Origin of the sequence: Candidatus Mesenet endosymbiont of Agriotes lineatus (genome assembly GCF_964019585.1) — a bacterium.
Taxonomy (GTDB): domain Bacteria; phylum Pseudomonadota; class Alphaproteobacteria; order Rickettsiales; family Anaplasmataceae; genus Mesenet.
The window spans coordinates 493,169-510,834 of sequence record NZ_OZ026454.1 but is presented as its reverse complement, the minus strand read 5'-3'; the positions used below and the strand labels follow the sequence as shown (position 1 = coordinate 510,834).

Here is a 17,666-nt window from a genome sequence, read left to right as displayed (position 1 = left end):
TTGCATTTAAAACTATATCGGTAGGTTATATTTGCTATACTAATTATAGTATGATCATTAGTGTTAAAAATATTTATGTATGCATCTGAAAAACAAACTGACTTTTATCAACCAAAACTTTTATCACTTATTTCTAAATCCAAAGAGGAATTCATAAGACAATATAAAAAATATGATGAAATAGAAGCAAAAGAATTTTATCTTCAAATTTTAACTGAGCTTAAACAAGCGGTATTAACCGGCAATATTAATAATTTGCAAAACTTAAGTAAGCTAGTTGATTATATAAGTAATATAAAAGATAAAGTAACATTAAGGACTTGTTATAATAATTCTAACAACCCTCTCAGAGGTACTAACTTAATTATCTTAGCTTGTAAACACAATAAGATTAAAATGCTAGACTACCTATTTGGCAACGATAGCAAAATTTTAGATAATTTATCTCTTAATATTGGAAAAAATACTATATTACCTAGTGATGAAGATGGGGAATGTCATAATGCCTTTTATTATGCTGTACATTCGGGTAATGTTAAGCTTCTTAATACGCTAATTAATAAGTGGCCAGGTGATTATTTCACTACTCATCCAGAAAAATTAGATGAAACTCTTTCAAAGGCTTATGAAGAATTAAAATTAAAGAACGTACTATTAGCAGATGAAATGGAAGTTTTTGTTGAAAATAAACTAATAAATCTCCGTTTCTTCTCTGATAACTCTAGACAAATTAAAAATGTTAAGGCTTCTCTTAGCAATGTTAAAGAACGAATTGAGTTAGTACTTGAAAATATTAACTTATTAAAGGCAGAGTATTCAAATGTAGAAGAAATAGATGAAAGATTTTTATTTATAGCAAAATTTATTGCACAAAATATTCATATACTAAAGCGACAATTAAAATCAACCTACTATAAGTTACCTTGGGAAGAGATAGAATTCTGCTTAATTGCTTTCATTAATTCTAAAATAAGTTGTCAAGAAATAAATCTAATTTACAGCTCTACATTAACCAAAAATAAGATACTACTCCACCTAGAAAATTTTGCTATAAAGCTTGAGAAAGCTGAAATAAGTAAAGCAGATGTTAATAGTAAATGTCCACAATTAAAACGTGAGATAGTGGTTGCAACTATTATTAGTAACTGTCCTCTGTTTAAAGAGTTATATAAAGATTATGAACAGGTTAAAAATATTTATTCCTTAGAAAAAATGGCTAATTATATTGAATTGGCCTTAACAGCTGATTCTAGAAAAGAAGAAGGTCGATTAATTATTGCAAGGGTCTTACAGGTTACTGGAGAATATCTAAAGAATACTTCAGAGTCTCCTAATATATCTAATGACATCATGGAGGTTCTGCTATCCTCAGAATTGCAAAAAAGTACTGGAGAAGTTATTAAATCATTTCGTAATTTACTATCGCATTTTTATTCATTGAAAAAAAGAATAGAAATCGAGGAAAGTGAAGACGCTAGTTATTTTTCCAATGTTCAAAATGATTTAAAAAAAATAAAAATAGAAATTACTCTTCTTCGAGAAAAGAATAAAGCTGAAGCAATTAGAACGTTCTTAAAACAGATCACTGATAGTAAAGATTTAAAGGCAGCTAAGAAACTTGCCGATGTTCTTATTAGCATAATACCTGATTTAAAAGAAATAAAATTGGAAGATACAATTAATACAAAAGAATTTATAAAACTTAAGAGTTTAATTGATGAATTAGATGAAGAGATTGATGATAAAACGCCATGTGAAAGTAAGTTATTTGATCAAATTAAAAAAATAATCAATTTAGAAGAAACCAAGTTGATAGATATTCAAGTAAATTATGCAAGTCAAATTTTCAATATAGCAAGTATAGGAGATTATGTTAATCAAGTTAGCAGTAGTAAAGGTTATAAGACAGTAAAATACATAAATACTATAAATATAGAATCAAAAATACAGTTTGAAAATTTTAAAGATATTCCACAGTTAGTTTATAAAATCTATGACAGCGCTAAACTAAGAACACATTCTAGTAAGTTTGGTAAAATTAATCATTTAATTAATAGTATTTGCTATACTATAAGATTGGAGATAGGAGGAATTAAAGGAATAGAGGTACTGAAAGAGAGAATTACTGCAGATAAAGATGGGGTCTCTTCTATTGTTACAGAACAAAAGATTCAAGGTATCAAAGCTCAAGACTGTTTAAATAAAAGATTAGGCACATTAAAAAGTATTTTAAGTGCTAATGAATTGTTAAATGACTCAAATCTAATAGAGAAATTTTCTCATTATAAAAAGAATAAAGAATTACAATTAATAGTAGAAATGCTTGTGCTTGATATAACGGAAGTTTTGCAGCATCTTGGATACCTAGGAAATAACCTGCTATTTTTAGATAAGTACTCTCCTCTATTAATTGGAAGATGTTTGCGTAACCATTTAGCGCACGGTAATGCTTTAATTAATGTCTTACAATTTGATACATCAATCATAATTATTTCTAATGCCTTAAAATTAATTAAGGAAGAAAAAAATTTGGCTACAAGAAAAATTGGTCGGTCAATACTAGATAATCTTTCTTATTTAAGAGATCATTATATTTATAATTTAAATCTGGTTACTAATCAGCAAGAGATGTTTAAAGCTGCAAGGAAAGGTGATCTTGATAAGATAAAAGATTGTATTAGTAAAGGAGCAGATGTAAAGGCTAGAGATATTAACCAATGGACTTTATTACATTTTACTGCTGCTGGGGGTAGTTTAGAAGCTACTAAATTTTTCCTTGATTATGACTTGGATGTTAATGCTAAAGATATTGAAAATCAAAAACCTTTACATATTGCTGCTGCTTATGGAAGAAAAAGTATTGTAGAATTTTTTATAAGAGAAAAAGGGTTATGTGTTAATGATCTTGGCAATAATGGAAAAACCCCTTTACACATTGCTACTAAAAATGGTCATAAGGATGTAGTAGAAATTTTATTGAAGTACAGATCCGATATTGAAGCTAAAGATATAAGTAATTTAACACCATTACACTATGCAGCACAAAATGGCCATAAGGATATTATAATACTTCTTTTATTGAACAAAAAAAATACAGTTAATTCTACTGGTGGTGACGATTGGACACCTTTACATTTTGCATCTTATAATGGTCACTTAGAAGTAGTTAAGATTCTGCTTAAAAAGAAAGCAAATATTAATGCTAAAACGAACGAAGGCGATACACCATTATCCTGTGCAGCTCAACAAGACTACGTAGAAGTAGTTAAAACCTTACTTGCACATGGAGCCAATGTTAATAATCAATCAGTTGATGGTTTAACACCCTTGTACTCTGCAGCTTGGCGTGGTAATTTAGAAGTAGTGATAGCTCTATTGATAAAGAAAGCAAAAGTTAATATTCTAGGTAATAATTGGATACCTTTACATGCAGCAACACGGCAGGGTTATTTTGATATAGTTAAGATTTTACTGATAAATGGCGGTAAGGTTGATTATCTAGGTAATAATAATGTCACAGCATTACAGTTAGCTGCAGAATATGGTCATTTAGACGTTGCTCAGCTTTTAATAGATAATAAGGCCAATGTTAGTAAGGTTAATAAAAATGGTTATACACCATTACATTTTGCAGCAAAGGGTGGTTATGACAAGATAGTTAAGGTTTTACTTGCAGAAGGGGCAAATGCTCGAGCTCAAACAATTAATAATACTGCTACACCTTTGCACTTTGCTGCACGTTATGGTCATTTGGAGGTGGCTAAAACTCTAATCCAAAATTGCGTTGATATTAATGCTAAAACTGCAAACGGTTCTACATCTTTATGTTATGCAGCAGAATATGGTTACGATGAAGTAGTTAAAACCCTACTTAAAAAAGGAGCAAAGGTTGATGATCCAAATAATAATAAGTGGACACCCTTACATTACGCAGCACATGATGGTAGACTAGATGTAGTTAATACTTTACTTGACAATGGGGCAAATCCTAAGGCAAAAACAGGTAAAGGTAATACACCACTACATTTGGCAGCAGAAAATGATCATCTGGAGATAGTTAAGGTTCTATTTAAAAAAACAGGTGTAAATACTAAATCTAATAGTAGTACACCTCTAAATCGTGCAGCAGAAGGTGGACATTTAGAGATAGTTGAGTTTCTACTTGCAAATGGAGCTAATGTTAATGCTAAGGATAACGATAACTGGACACCTTTACGAGTAGCAGTGCAAAATGGTCATTTAGGGATAGTCAAAGTTCTACTAAAAAATAAAGCAAATGCTAGTGCTGTAGACAATGAAGATTGTACTCCTTTGCGTTTAGCAGCGCAAGAAGGTCATGTAATGATAGTTGAAGCTTTACTTACTGGAGGAGCCAATGTTAATGTTCTAGATCATACAAATTGGACACCCTTACATTTTGCAGCAGCAAGAGGTCATGAATGTATAGTGGAAACTTTATTAAATAATGGGGCTTGTGTTAATGCTAAAGCTAAAAATGATATAACACCATTATATTTAGCTGTTAAAAATGGACATGTGAAAGTTGCTAAAGTTTTATTAAAACGAGGAGCTAGGATAGATATCTTTAGAGAAGATATTCAGGGCACTTTATTACATCTAGCAGTTGCAAATGACTGCAAGGAAATTGCTGAAATTTTACTGCAAAACGATAGTACTATTGTTAATACTAAAGCTGAAAATGGCTGGGCTCCATTACATGTAGCAGCTGCAGGTAATAAAAGTGAAGTTATTGAAGTCTTGTTAAAAAATAAAGCTAATATTGATGTTAGGGATAATGAGAATTGCACTCCTTTATTTTTAGCAGTGCGACTAGGTCATGTAAAAGTAGTTGAAGCTCTACTTACTGGAGGAGCCAATGTTAATGTTTTAGAAAATATTCTAGGAAAAGATAAGATACCCTTTGCTATTACATCATTACACTTAGCTATAAGAAAAGGCCATAAAGAAATGGTTGAAGTTATATTAAAAAACGGAGCTAATATAGATATAAAAGCTGATGATGGTTGTACTCCTTTACATCTTGCTGCTCGTGAAGGCCATCAGGATATAGTTGAAGATTTACTCAAAAGAGGAGCAAAAGTTAATACGGCTGATAATAATAGCCAAACACCGTTACAGTTGACTGCAGCAAAAGGTTATGAAGGAATTATTAAGGTTCTTTTAAATCATAGAGCAAAAATTGATGCTAGAGCAAAAGATGGAGCAACAGCATTACATCGTGCTGCCTTTTATGGTCATGAAAATATCGTTGAAATTTTATTAAATGAGGGAGCTAAAATAGATAATCCTGATGAAGAAATGTGGACCCCACTTCACCATGCTGTTCAACAGGGTCAGGAAAAAGCAGCAAAAGTTCTCTTGTTAAAAGGAGCTAATGTTAATTTTACTGATAAAGGTGGTAGAACACCATTACACTGGAGTGCCCAGAAAGGTTATGAAAAAGTTATTGAAATCTTATTACAAAATAAAGCTAATGTTGATGGTATTGATGACCACATTGGTATGACGCCACTACACCTCGCTAGTGCTAATGGTCATCTAAAAGCAGTCCTTGCTCTTTTAGGGGCTAAAGATATAAACATCAATGCTATTGATTCAAGTTATAGAACACCGTTACACTATGCTGTATTTGGGAGATATAAAGAAGTTATTAAGACTTTGCTAGATAAAGGAGCTTATTTTGATGATGAAAGTTATGATAAATCTACACCTTTACAAACTGTATCAGAAAAAGGTTATTCAGAAATTGAAGCATTACTAAAGCTAATTGAAAAGCTATTCAATGCTATAAGAAATAACAATTATTCAGAAGTTCAAAGCTGCATTGAAAGGGGAGTATTAATCAATAGCAGAAGTATTCATTTTGGAACACCCTTACTTTATGCCTCATGGAAAGGCTATATCAACATTGCTAACATTCTACTTAAGAGCGGTGCAAATGTAAACATTGCTAATGATAACAGCTTAACTCCACTCCATTACGCTGCTAAGTTTAATCATTTTGAAGTTGTATATTCTTTACTAAAACATGGTGCAATGTTTGATGTTGCTAGTAGTAAAGGCAGTAAAATGCCACTGGATTTTGCTAAAGATGCTAAAAATTCTGATATTGCTTGTTTATTGCAGTTGATTAGTAGATTATTTGAAGGAGCTAAAAGTGGTAACTATGAAATAGTCAAAGAATTAGAAACAATAAGAGATAAAAATCTCAACGAATTTCTAGCAATTACAAATGCTCGTAACGATCAAGGCAAATCACTAGTTCAAGTTGCAATAATCAATGAACACAAAGACCTTGCAAGTGAATTATTAAAAATGTTAAAAAAACCAGATCAAAATTTACAAGATATTAATGTAGAAAGCCGAGTAAGAGATTTAAAACTTTAGGTAATATTGTGGAAATATTTACATATAACACATTGTCCAAGTTAATAAAATTTTCCAGATAGAAAAAAGGATACTTTCCCTCGCAATATGGCAGAATTAAGATATTATATCGAAGTCAGTTGCAATATGTTAGTACTCAAAAACCATACATATAAAGTTAAAGAAAACAATTAATTCTTTGATACATTAAATAAGATAATTTGATTTATATATTTTAACTGAAACTAGAGCTGAACGAAAATGTTATATTTACCGAACTTTACCTGTTATTATTTTCCTTTTTCTCTGAAGGGTAAGTACCTTCATTACTTCATACTATTACTAGAATATACTGCTATAGGCCATTTTACAGTACTCAAGAATCAAACAGAGAAAAAGTTTAGAGAGGGTGGAATGGTCCACCATAGCAACTTATACGAACTTTTCTCTATTCTAATTTTGGCATGATCTTAAACCTGCTACAGTAACATATTTCATCCAGTGTACACGTATACCTTTGTATCTAATTATGCTATAAAATAATCCCCTGTTTCACTTTCCATAACGTAGCTTTTTAAGCCTTTTTTCTCTAAAACATGGGTACCTTTTGTAGTTTTGAGAGTAAATCTGGATTTTTGTTGATGTTAGAAAACGTAGTATTTTGTCTTGAGCTCTCTGACTTCTTAAGTTTAAGCTAACGCTTATCATTGTATACATTTATGAAATAGCAGTGTATGACCATATTTTGAGAAACGTTTAGAGCATCATACAGAGTAGAAGTCCTGCTCATTTTTTGTTTTAAATCATCAATTACCACCAGCTTTAGCTGGTGGTATGAGTTAAAGTTTATAAAGCAAGTTTTAAAACTCTAAAATATTGCAATTATTGCATGTTCCTTAATATACCTTTGCATATCTGTAGAATTGACATTGTGACAGCAAATTGCTCAAATACCTTTTTCTTAGTTGCCCAAATTCCTGTTTAATATATTGTTGGATATTTGGAGATATAGAATATGTATATGATCAGATTCTACATAATTTGCATTCTCTGATAATTCCTCTCTGACCTGTAAATATCTGTATTTAGTACAATTAGATCCATATCAAATCACTAAAATACTAAAGCTTAAGCTAACTACATAAAGAAGGCAGATGCTATACCAAATTGGGCTTTTTGATATCTTCTCTCCCAATAGATTGAAAATTGACCTGAGCTAAAAATTTAGTTTGACATTGAATATTTTTAATGAAAATCTTTAAACTACCTCCTTCATTAACTTTAGGTGCTGGATTTCCATTAGTGTCATGTATAGGTGTGATTCCTCCCCAATCACCTATATTTGGATCTGCACCGTTATTCATTAGAATATTTACCATTTCTTTAGAACCTGTCTACAAACTTAAAAATGAGCTAATTTACGAAGCATAATATATTAAAGAAAATATTAGCTTTTGGGGAGAGTGCTAATAATTCTTCGCCTAAAATTGGAGTTTCAACAATCCAGCGTTTAGGAATAACCTAAAATCCTGTATCAACTACTTTTTTGGTAATTGTTATCCTGTTAACTTGTAATTTACCTGTATATCCTTTCTGTAACTTTTTCTTTAGCCTGAATAAGGAGGTGTAATTTTAACAGCAATTACAAGATTTATTTTCTTGCCAGCATCATATCCTCCTTCCATGGTTTTTGGCAGCATACCCCTCATCTTGTCACATTGTTGTAATGTTATGCTTCCTTCTATTGCCCCTTATGCAACTCCAAAATTTTCCATTCCTTGTCACTTATTCTCCTATCTTTTATTTGTCTTATCATATTCTTTTCCTCATTCCTTTTTAAGATAGGTTCTTAGAGAGCTTTTTGTTTATGATATAAACGAAATTTTAACTCAACCACTATTACATTTTAAACTTTCAATCTTTTCCCAAAATAAAACCATCTTTTCCTACTGTCACTTTTAAACCTTCTATATATGATCCCACAAAGCTACTCATTTCTGCCATTGCTCCAGTTTTTTTTGTAGGTGTGGGAAACTCTAAAGTTGAACCTTTCTGATAAGTGACTATTACTTTACCATCTACTAAATTACTTATAGTGTCATCTAAGCAATTTTTGCCACCTTTAAGATTAAAGCTCAGTATTGGTAATATATCTTCAAGTAACATATTTGAATAAGTATTATCATTTTTACTTGGAAAATAAGACTCTAACCTTTTAAAAAACTTTGAAATATGAACAGAAGTCTGATTTATCTGTTTTGCAGTTTTAGATACGTCTCTTAATGTATGTTTAAGCTGCTTTGTTGCATTTGATACGTCTTCACACATTTGCTTTATTGGTGCCTTTAATTCTGATACATCACGTCCCATTTGCTCTGCTCCTTGTGCTGCTTTTGATATATCTTTGCATGTTTTCTCTATTGCACACACAGCTTGTCCAACTGGCCGTGCTATTTCTTTTCCTAATGCTTCTCCTGCCTTTGCTCCTATACCACTAAACCATGGTCTTGATTCTTCTGATTCTTCTTGTCTATCTTCAGTAATAAGTGAAGTTCGTTTAGCGTTGACTGCGCTATACATTGTATCACTACTATCACTACGAGTAACAGGTGATCCATGCTCTTCTTCGTTCAAATCTGTACCAGAACAACACTCATCTTCATTATTTTCTGTTTCCTTTTTATCTTCTTTCTTATCAAGATCTTGCTTCTTGAATTGCTCATTTATCACTGTTATCTTCAAACTTTTACTTCTAAAATTAAATAGAATATCGTTATTACTAAATTGTAAAGAAGTGTAATCACTCATTTTGTTTTCTTTTGCTTTGCATACAGTAAAGCCCAACTTTGCAAGGAAAATAGAAAAAAATAAAATTAATATTGGAATATCAACATAAAGATTTTTAATGTTGAATTCACTGGCTGCTAACATTGCCAGTAGTGTTATAGTTGGCATTACTATAGGAATAGATAACAATAAAATTCTATATCTACTTTCTCTTGCCTGATGCCTTAATTCATCTATTCGACTTAAATTAACTGGAACAACATATTCAAGTGTTCTTCCTTCTTTAAAATCTAAAATAATCTTTATTTTATCTATCCCACCTTTACCATCTTTGTTTAGATCACTGTTTAATAACTCATTTCCTGTTTTTTCATTCTTGGCAATTGTTCTATACCATGAATTAAGTATGAGTGATAAAATAAGAAGTGATGATAAAATAGAAGCAATAATTACATATCCATGTATACTTTGATTTCTTGTATTAATTAAGGAAAAACCAATAAAGTAGGATAATGTAAAAGTCGCAAGAGAAGTAGAAATAGCTAATGGTATCGTACCATTAGTAGAATATTTTCTCAGAAAAGTTACCACTTCCCCAACAACTTCCTGAGTTGGAGAAACTACAGGTATATCTACTTTAACACCTTCCATTAACTTTTTTGTTAACTTTTGTATGATTTGTCCACTCACAACACCCCCTATTGCTACTCTATATATTTTTAACTACGTTCTTCAATCCATTTTAACTGTATTGCTTCAAGTATTCTTTCATTGCACCTATCTGGATTATCATTAAAACCCTGTAACAAGGTTACCATCTTTTTAAGTTTAATGAATCTAATATTTGCTATATCTTCATCAGGATATACATCCTCTAAAGCAATTGCTATATCCTCTATGTCAGTCCATTTTACCATATTATATCACATAAATGGTGCCCATGGGGAGACTTGAACTCCCAAGGTTGTAATAACCCACGGATTTTAAGTCCGCTGCGTCTACCAATTCCGCCACACGGGCAATATTATCTTGAGAAGAATTCAACAATTAAATTGACTTCCATATCAATTGGATAAGGAATCTCGGACAACTTTGGCATTCTTAAATATTCTATTACATAATATTCCTGCTTGTCCTCAACACACACACCCACTTTCAAATAAGGGGCTGATGCAAGTGCCCCTAACTGAACTTCTGATTCCTTCTTTCCATTTGAGTGAATTAACTTCTTCTTAATTTTTATAAGATCACCAGGTTTAACCGTATAACTAGCAATATTTACCATTTTACCATTAACAGTTACATGGCTATGAGATACAAATTGTCTAGCCATAAAAATTGTTGATGCAAGCTCAGAGCGATACAATACCGACATTAAACGTGATTCAAGTAAGCCAGTAAAACTATCTATTATATTACCGACTTTCTTTACCATCTTCTTTGCTTTTACAAATATATTTTTAAATTGCCTACTAGTACGAAAATTATAGTAAGCCTTAAGCTTTTTATGTGCAGCAAACTGTTTCCCAAAATCAGAAAGCTTCTTAAAACCAGAAGTACCATGTTGCCCTGGTGGATATTTGCGTGAATTTACTGGATCTTTAGCTTGACCCCATAAATTTACACCATACCTACGGCTAACGCCGTATTTCCTACTTATCATGTTTCCCATAAAATATTGAATTCTAAAAATTAATTAAATTATTAGGTTTCTGTGCCTCTGTGTCAACTTCTTTTATGGCTTATATCTAACGCACTGAATATTTTATAATATACTAAAAAAGTTAATCTTTAATCTTTTTCTTCATTAGAAATTATTTTGATACAAATTTTAAAGCTTCAGTTTTCTACCATTGACAATTTTATACTAATTAAAGTATAAACTCTTGTCAATGGAAGGAGTATTGATATGGGCATGGCTGAATATAATAAATACTACAATGATATATGCCAAGTTGCACATAATAGTGATTTGAATAAACAAGAATTAAGTTATGTATTAAATAAAATACTTACAAAATACGATATAACACTTGATACAAAAAATCAATACGATAACACATTTTTGCACTGTGCAATTTATAATCGTGATATACATACTACCACTTTCCTAATAGAGGAGGGAGCTGATATTCATATGCGAGGTTATGCGGGTTTTACACCCATACATCTTGCTGCTGCAAATAACGATATACATATTATTAATTTGCTTGCAGGTAGGGATGCCTGTCCTAATGAAGAAGACCACTTTGGTTGCACACCTCTACATATAGCTGCTTTTTATGGTAATTTAGAAACCATTGAATTATTAGTTACTGCCTTAGAAGTAGATATTAATGAAGTTAATGATGGAGGACACACCATTACATCTTGCTGTTTTCAATAATGATATAAATACGGCTGAACTTCTAATAAACCTAGAGGCTGATGTTAATCTAGGGTCTAGTGCTGGCCTTACAGCATTACATCTTGCCGTTGAGAAAAATAACCCCAATATAGTTAAGATACTTATAAAGTCAGGAGCTGATATAGACCAAAAAGACAAACTTGGTAGAACACCTTTATACTTGACTGTTGTTGATAATAACATATGTATGGCTACTCGTCTAATAAGTTATAGGGCTAATGTTGATATCAAAGATAATGACGGCTATACAGCTTTGTATATTGCAATTGTAAAAAATAATGTTGATATAATTAAGCTATTAATCAATATGAGAGCTGATGTTAATGTAAAAAATTACGAAAAAATAACTCCCTTACATATTGCCGTTATGGATAATAGACTTAACATCACTATACTTCTTGTAAAGGCAGGGTCTGATATTAATGCAAAGGATCATTCTGATAATACGCCATTAAGCTATGCGGAAATAAAAAAAAATAGAAAAATAATAGAATTTCTTAAGTTAGATAATACTGAAGTATCTATTCCTTCTCTGATCACAATTAAAGATGTCAATGAAGTTCATAACTATAAATTACAAGATAAATGTAAAGCTTTATGTGCTATTATAGCGTTTACATCACCATTTACTATAGGAGCTATTTGTTGCTTCCTGCTTGGTATGCAAGAAGCAGCCCTTTTTATCTCTGCTATGACAACAGTGGTACTTATGTTTTGTATACTTATGGTATGCTTTGGCGATAAAGAGAAAGCATTCTATATTAATAAGAATTCAAGTATGGAATCAGCAAACATTGCTACTCAAATTAATGTTGATAATCAAGTACAGCATAATAGTATATTAGAAATGAATGAGTTAAAAAATACTAGGAAAACGAGAAATTTTAACATTGTTCCATCTTCTGAATTAATGCCTATTCTGAGTACTCCAACCTGATAAATGTTGCTATTGTAATTTATCCCTAACCTGTTGAATACTTAATATACACTAAAAGATGCTAACCCTTATTCTTTGTTAGAAAGATTTGGAGATAAGTATAAATCCTTGCGAGCTAATAATTTTATACTAAATATAGTATATATTCTAAAACTCAAGGGGTATTGACATGAGTATAGACAATTATGATAAATGCTATAATGAAATATATCAAATTGTACATAATAGTAACTTGAATAAACAAGAATCAGGTTGTGAAGTGAATAAAATACTTACTGGGTACAATATGACACTTGATACACCAGATAAATACTGCATGACATTTTTACACCATGCAGTTCATAATCGTGATATAGATACTGTTCATCTTCTTATAGAAGAAAACGCCGATGTTAACCCACGAGATTTATCTGGGTTTACACCAATGCATCTTGCCACTGAAAATGATGAAATATCTATTGTCGAGTTACTTACAAAGAATGGTGCTCTCACTGACGAAGGAGATTATTATGGCCATACACCCTTGCATTTAGCTGCTCTTTATAACAGTCCTGAAGTTATTAAATTATTAGTTACTACCATCAAAATAGATATTAATGAGATTAGTGAAGGAGGATATACAGCACTGCACATTGCTGCCAATAGTAATAATATAAGTATAATTAAGCTTCTTATAAACCTAAAAGCTAATATTAGTCTAGGGTCTTGTGCAGGTACTACAGCATTACATATTGCTGTTGAGAAAAACAATCCTAACATGGTTAAGTTACTTGTAAATTCAGGGGCTAATATAGATTTCAAAGACAAACTCACTAGGACACCTTTATATATAGCTGTTACAAATAATAACATGCATATGTCTAACCTTTTGATAAGTTATAAGGCTGACGTTAACATCAAACATACTGAAGGTAACACAGTTTTACACGATGCAACTGTGAAAGGTAACGTTGATATGGTTGAGCTATTAATTAATGCAAAGGCTGATATTAACACAAAAAATTGTAAAAAAATAACCCCCTTGCATATTGCTGTTCTGGAGAGCAGACCTGACATTGCTATGCTTCTTATAAAAGCAGGGGCTGATATTAATGCAGAAGATTGTTCTGGTAATACGCCACTAAGTTATGCAAAAATGAAAAGAAATACAGAAATGATAGAGCTCTTCAAACCAGCTAACACTAGAATATCCACTTCTTCTTTCAGTACAATTAACGATATTAATGGTTTCTGTAACTCTAAATTACAAAATAGAGGTAAATTTTTATGTTCTATCATAGTATTGATATCACCATTTACTATAGGAGCTATTTGTTGCTTCCTGCTTGGTATGCAAGAAGCAGCCCTTTTTATCTCTGCTATGACAACAGTGGTACTTATGTTTTGTACACTTGTGGTATACTATGGCGATAAAGAGAAAGCATTTTATATTAATAAGAATTCAAGTATGGAATCAGCAAACATTGCTACTCAAATTAACGTTGATAATCAAGAACAGTATAATAGTACATTAGCAACTAATGAATTGGAAAACGTTGAAGCAGTTACTGAGCTAGTGCCTATATCAAGTTCTTCAATTAGCTAAACATTGCTATGTAGATATTTGTGATTGGTAAATTAATTGCTTTTTAGAGAAATATCAGTAGCATGAAGCAAAAATCTGAAATTAATTTTTAAATCAGCTACTTGTATCTATGAAGTCCATGCTATCAGGAAATGAACATGAAGAAGATGTATGCAACGTTAATATTAGACCGGAAAAATTAGATGACTTCACTGGACAAAAGGGTACTGTACAGAATTTAAAAATTTTTATTAGTGCTGCTTATGCAAGGGGCGAAGCTATGGATCATGTTTTGCTATGTGGTCCACCAGGCCTTGGCAAAACAACCTTAGCTCACATAATAGCAAAAGAGTTAAGAGCAAGTTTTCGTGCAACCTCTGGTCCTCTGCTCAGTAAGGCTGGAGATCTAGCAGCAATACTTACTAACCTACAAGCAAAAGATGTTCTTTTCATTGACGAGATTCACAGGCTTAGCAGTAACATAGAGGAAGTACTTTATACTGCAATGGAAGACTATTGTCTTGATATAATAGTGGGAGAAGGGTGTTCTGCACGAACTTTAAGGATTGATATACCACCTTTTACTTTAGTTGGAGCAACAACAACGCCTTGGCTTGCTTTCTGGTCCTTTAAGAGATCGTTTTGGCATTCCAGTGCATTTAGAATTTTACTCATTCGAAGAACTTATCAGTATAATAAAGAGAGGAGCAAGTTTATTATCTACTAACATTGATAATGAAGGTGCACAAGAAATTGCAAATCGTGCCCGTGGTACACCAAGAATTGCTTTAAGGTTACTAAGAAGAATTAGGGACTTTTTGCAAAACAGTAATGATATAATCACATACAATATTGCAGATTATGCATTGCAAAAACTTGGAATTGATAAAATGGGTTTAGATAAGTTGGATGTCAACTACTTAAAGTTTATTGCTAACTCTGCAGATCCTGTTGGAATTGATACTATCTCAGTTGCACTATCTGAAGATAGAGGAAATCTTGAAGAAGCTGTTGAACCTTACCTAATTAGGATAAATTTCCTGCAACGTACATCTAGAGGGCGCATTTTAACTCCTGAGGCAAGGAATTATTTGAATAATTAATTTATCTACAGATTAGAGAGAAAATTTAGATTATCAAAAATATTAGTATTATTTTTATAGACTTTTAAAAATTAATTGTTGATATAAAAATATAATAGAAAATTAAGGGGGGTTTTATGCTAACTAGCAATCAGAATCAATCAAACACTACACTTAATAAGAAGCTTTTTATGGCTTTTTATAAGCATAGGACACAAGAAATTGAGAATTTATTAAAACAGGGTGCAGATGTTAATGCTATAAATCTACGAGGAAATAGCCCTTTGCATCTTGCTGTTAATCAGCACTGTAGCATTACAACAATACAAATGTTATTAAAGCGTGGTGCAAAAGTTAACGCTTTGAACGGCGATGGCAATGGACCTTTGCATATCGCTGCATCAAAACATGAACTACTAATAATGGACGAGTTAGTAAAAAATGGAGCAGATGTTAGTATTCAAAATCATAGTGGCATAACGCCTTTAGAACTATACACCAACACTTATGTTCAAAGAAATTGCGGAGCAAAATTGATACAAGCGAATAAAGATCATAAGACCATTTCGCATGCCTCTAAGAGTAATTCTATTGCAGATGTTCCTACTGCAGAAACAAGCTTAGAAAGAAGTACAGCGTTTGAAGACCAAAATCTTCCTCTTAAAAAAAGGAAACTTAAAGATTTACCAAATACGCAACCATCGGGCGAATTAACGATACCAAATATACCTAATAAAATGATAAATATACTAGAAGTGACATGTTCTATGGGGGATGATATTGTCTAATATTTACTCCACTTTAAAATTAATTTTTTGCAAAAGATTTGCAATCTTTATAATTTAAGTTTTTTAAAATTTTATTACTACTACCTAATATCTGAGATATTGTTTTGATTTTTTAATCGACCTATTGTTGATTTAGTGCCAATCTGGAGAGAAAGCACATGAACAACATCAGAGAGAGGAGCGTTTTTAGCCCTTTTCACGGATTCCCACCATGAAAGGACTACCAATTGATAATTGGAAGCGCTATGGTTATATGTTTTAAGGCATATAACTATAAGGATATCAACCCTTACTCTAGGCAAAAGAGCCTAAAATAGCTAAAACTATTCAGTAGGTCGCCGAAGATCCTATTCAATATATTCAGATCTTCTTTTCCTATACATCTGCCACTTTAAAGGCCGCCTCTACAGCCTCAATCTCTCCAGATTGGCTCTCTCTTTATATCATATATGTTTTAAATCATGGAAGCAGAAAATTGCACTTTTTTGAGTTTTTTTTCAAAAATTTTAAAATCCTACCCACAGCTGATATATCATGATTTGAATCTTCATAAATTACATTGGAGTTTTGCTGAAGGATCTATTTCTTCCAATTGAGGTTGAGCTAATGGTGCATTTGGACTTTGATAAATATTTTTTAATTCATTTAAAAACACATCTGCTTTTTTGCTTAAAGCTAGTAATACGTTTTCTTTCGTATCATTATCAGAATATGAAACTATTTTTTCTGATGCAATTTTAGGTAATAGCTCATATACAGCTCTTGTCTTATTGTTTTGCAGCTTAATTATTTTTATGTCATCTTTTGACTCACTCAAGTAAGATGCCATAGTTTTTTCGTCTATGTGAGATTTTAAAAATTTCAGGGTGATATGCTTAACAAAATCACATAAATACTCAGGCACAAAAGATAATTGTTCATTAGTGCAGCGTTCTTTTATTCCTTTATATTTTGCAACCAATGCTTCTTGATTTTTTGCATTATCTATATATTGTGAAATGGCCTTTTTATCTCCACTCTTATATGCTTCTATCAGCCCACCTAAGTGAGGCGTTGCTTTTATTTGCTCAAATTCAGCTAAACAGCTAGTAAGTGGTTTTCTATTTATTTTCCATCTATCTTCTGCACTTATATCAGCGCCATAAAGTAGAAGTAGGAAGAAGACTTCTATATTTCCTCTTTCAACAGCCAGGTATAGAGGTATACCATATACACTTTGAGCATCAACATCTGCTCCATTTCCAATAAGAAACCGAGCCACGTCAGTATGGCCATTTTTAGCAGCCAGGTGTAGAGGTGTGTTACCATATTCATCTTGAGCACTAACATCTGCTCCATTTCCAATAAGAAACTGAGCCACGTCAGTATGGCCATTTTTAGCAGCCAGGTGTAGAGGTGTGTTACCACATTCACCTTGAGCATTAACATCTGCTCCTTTTTCAATAAGAAGCCTCACTACTTCTATATTTCCATCTTCAATAGCTGCACATAGAGGTGTGCTTACATGCTTACGAGCAGCTTCTCTTTCTTCAAGAAGAAGCCTCATTATTTCTACATTTCCATATACCCAGTATAGAGGTGTACAACCACAACGATCTTGAGCATTAACATCTGCCCCTTTTTCAATAAGAAGCTCAACTTCTTCCACATTTTCATTTTTAACAGCATCGAATAATTGTTCGTTTAATTCTTCATTAGATAACATAAAACCCCC

General features: G+C 31.9%; 10 protein-coding genes, 1 tRNA gene and 1 pseudogene. 6 read left to right on the top strand and 6 right to left on the bottom strand.

The annotated features are described in order from the left end of the window. The first annotated feature begins 75 nt into the window (after nucleotides 1-75). A complete protein-coding gene (locus tag AACL19_RS02415; protein ID WP_339046417.1) occupies nucleotides 76-6,408 on the top strand; it encodes an ankyrin repeat domain-containing protein in 6,333 nt (2,110 codons plus the stop codon). Between the two features lie 1,136 nt (nucleotides 6,409-7,544). Here the strand turns inward: AACL19_RS02415 and AACL19_RS02410 are convergent. From AACL19_RS02410 to rpsD, 5 genes are all read right to left on the bottom strand, one after another. Then, on the bottom strand, nucleotides 7,545-7,766 hold the full coding sequence (locus AACL19_RS02410) for a hypothetical protein (RefSeq protein ID WP_339046415.1): 222 nt from the start codon (nucleotides 7,764-7,766) through the stop codon (nucleotides 7,545-7,547). A 535-nt stretch (nucleotides 7,767-8,301) separates the two neighbouring features. Next, on the bottom strand, nucleotides 8,302-9,864 hold the full coding sequence (locus AACL19_RS02405; RefSeq protein ID WP_339046413.1) for a hypothetical protein: 1,563 nt from the start codon (nucleotides 9,862-9,864) through the stop codon (nucleotides 8,302-8,304). 29 nt (nucleotides 9,865-9,893) lie between these two features. Beyond that, a complete protein-coding gene (iscX, locus tag AACL19_RS02400; protein ID WP_339046411.1) occupies nucleotides 9,894-10,091 on the bottom strand; it encodes a Fe-S cluster assembly protein IscX in 198 nt (65 codons plus the stop codon). A gap of 15 nt (nucleotides 10,092-10,106) precedes the next feature. Next, nucleotides 10,107-10,194: transfer RNA gene (locus AACL19_RS02395), tRNA-Leu, on the bottom strand. Nucleotides 10,195-10,198: 4 nt separating this feature from the next. Continuing rightward, entirely contained in the window at nucleotides 10,199-10,846 is a 648-nt protein-coding gene (gene rpsD, locus AACL19_RS02390; RefSeq protein ID WP_339046409.1) for a 30S ribosomal protein S4, read from the bottom strand. Between the two features lie 237 nt (nucleotides 10,847-11,083). Here rpsD and AACL19_RS02385 point away from each other — a divergent pair, with 237 nt between their 5' ends. From AACL19_RS02385 to AACL19_RS02365, 5 genes and pseudogenes are all read left to right on the top strand, one after another. Beyond that, nucleotides 11,084-11,560 (top strand): ankyrin repeat domain-containing protein, encoded by a 477-nt coding sequence (locus AACL19_RS02385; protein WP_339046407.1) that lies wholly within the window; start codon nucleotides 11,084-11,086, stop codon nucleotides 11,558-11,560. Continuing rightward, nucleotides 11,520-12,518 carry an ankyrin repeat domain-containing protein gene (locus tag AACL19_RS02380; protein WP_339046405.1) on the top strand — a complete coding sequence of 333 codons (999 nt, stop codon included), beginning with the start codon at nucleotides 11,520-11,522 and terminating at the stop codon, nucleotides 12,516-12,518. The genes AACL19_RS02385 and AACL19_RS02380 overlap by 41 nt, the downstream gene beginning before the upstream one ends. Before the next feature lie 169 nt (nucleotides 12,519-12,687). Continuing rightward, a complete protein-coding gene (locus AACL19_RS02375) occupies nucleotides 12,688-14,103 on the top strand; it encodes an ankyrin repeat domain-containing protein (RefSeq protein WP_339046403.1) in 1,416 nt (471 codons plus the stop codon). Nucleotides 14,104-14,212: 109 nt separating this feature from the next. After that, nucleotides 14,213-15,185 (top strand): annotated as a pseudogene (gene ruvB / locus AACL19_RS02370) (Holliday junction branch migration DNA helicase RuvB). Between the two features lie 116 nt (nucleotides 15,186-15,301). Further along, complete coding sequence (locus tag AACL19_RS02365) at nucleotides 15,302-15,952, top strand: ankyrin repeat domain-containing protein (protein ID WP_339046401.1); 651 nt, start codon at nucleotides 15,302-15,304, stop codon at nucleotides 15,950-15,952. Between the two features lie 547 nt (nucleotides 15,953-16,499). Here the strand turns inward: AACL19_RS02365 and AACL19_RS02360 are convergent. Beyond that, complete coding sequence (locus AACL19_RS02360) at nucleotides 16,500-17,657, bottom strand: ankyrin repeat domain-containing protein (protein ID WP_339046399.1); 1,158 nt, start codon at nucleotides 17,655-17,657, stop codon at nucleotides 16,500-16,502. Nucleotides 17,658-17,666 lie beyond the last annotated feature (9 nt).